This is a genomic window from Mycobacterium angelicum, from assembly GCF_002086155.1.
Classification (GTDB): Bacteria; Actinomycetota; Actinomycetes; order Mycobacteriales; family Mycobacteriaceae; genus Mycobacterium; species Mycobacterium angelicum.
This window is the reverse complement of the sequence record NZ_MVHE01000185.1, coordinates 1-1,534: the sequence shown is the minus strand read 5'-3', so window position 1 is coordinate 1,534 and position 1,534 is coordinate 1. Positions and strand designations below refer to the sequence as shown.

General features: G+C 77.8%; 1 pseudogene. It reads left to right on the top strand.

The features are described 5' to 3' along the window. Positions 1-1,534 (top strand): annotated as a pseudogene (locus tag BST12_RS32520) (PE family protein); the annotation flags it as partial.

Sequence of the window (1,534 nt, the reverse complement as noted above, 5' to 3'; positions counted from 1 at the left end):
GGCGGGGGCGGTGGCGCAGGCGGCAACGGTGGGGCCGGCGGCACGGCATTGGCGACCTCTGGCCACAACGGTGTCCGCGGCGCCGGCGGCGACGGTGGCGACGGCGGGGCCGGCGGCACACCCGGCGACGGCGGTAACGGCGCCAATGGCGCCACCGGGGTCAATGGCGGCAACGCCGGCAATGGCGGAAACGGCGGCAACGCGGGCGCGGGCGGCACTGGAGGCAATGGCGGCACCGGTGCCACGACCGGCGCGGCCGGTCTATCAGGTCTGAGCACCGCCGACGGCGGGAACGGTGGCGGGGGCGGCAACGGAGCGGACGGGGCAGCGGGCACCACACCGCTGGCTTCCGGGACGGCGGGCGGCGACGGCGAAAACGGCGGCAACGGCGGAGCGGGTGGCAATGGCGGCCATGGCGGGACCGACGCCGGAAATGGCGGGGCCGGCGGCGCCGGTGGCAAGGCCGGAAACGGCGGCATCGGCGGGAACGGCACAGCTGGCGCCAACGCGGTAACCGCCGGCAATGCCGGCCAGGACGGCGGCGATGGCGGGGCCGGTGGCAACGGCGGGACCGGCGGCAATGGCGGTGCTGGCGGTACCGCGCTGTCGGCGTCGGGCCACAACGGCGCCCGGGGCGCCGGCGGGTCCGGCGGCAACGGAGCCTCCGGTGGCGCCCCGGGAGACGGCGGCAACGGCGCCAACGGCAGCACGGGCAATGTCGGCGGAGGCGGTGGCGACGGCGGAAACGCCGGAGCTAGCGGGACGGGTGGGGCCGGCGGTACCGGCTCGACCAACGGTGCCGCCGGGACGAACGGAAGCACCCCCTATAACGGCGGTAACGGTGGCGCGGCCGGCAACGGCGGTGACAACAGCGGTTTCGGCAGCATGGCCGGCAACGGCGGCAATGGCGGCAATGGCGGTGTCGGCGGCAGCGGCGTCGCCGGCGCCAGTGGCGGCGTCGGCGGAGCCGGCGGTAAGGGCGGCACCGATAACGACGGCGCCGGCGGCAACGGCGGCAACGGCGGCTTCGGGGGCAACGGCGGCACCGGCACCGTCGCCAACGGCTCCGGCGGTGCCGGCGGCAAAGGCGGCGACGGCGGCTTCGGCGGCGACGGCCGTGGCGGCTCGGGCGGCTACGGCGGTGACGGTGGCTACGGCGGCGGCGGGACCGACGGCTTCGGCGGTGCCGGCGGCGACGGCGGCAACGGCGCTAATGGCGGCAACGGAGGCCAAGGCGGTGCCGGCGGGAACGGTGCGGTCGGCGGTGCCGGCGGCCACGGTGGCGACGGCGGCTCCAACAGCGCTCTCGGCCACAACGGCGGCAACGGCGGCACCGGTGGCGCAGGCGGAAGCGGGTCGAGCATGGGCGGCTTCGGTGGTTCCGGTGGCAGTGGTGGTGACGGCGGCGGCGGCGGCGCGCTGGGCGGAGCCGGTGGTGGCGGCGGCGTCGGCGGCAACGGCGGTTTCGGCACCGGCGGTGACGGCGGTTTGGGTGGCGATGGCGGCAACGGCGGCAGCGCGGGCGGGCCAGGGG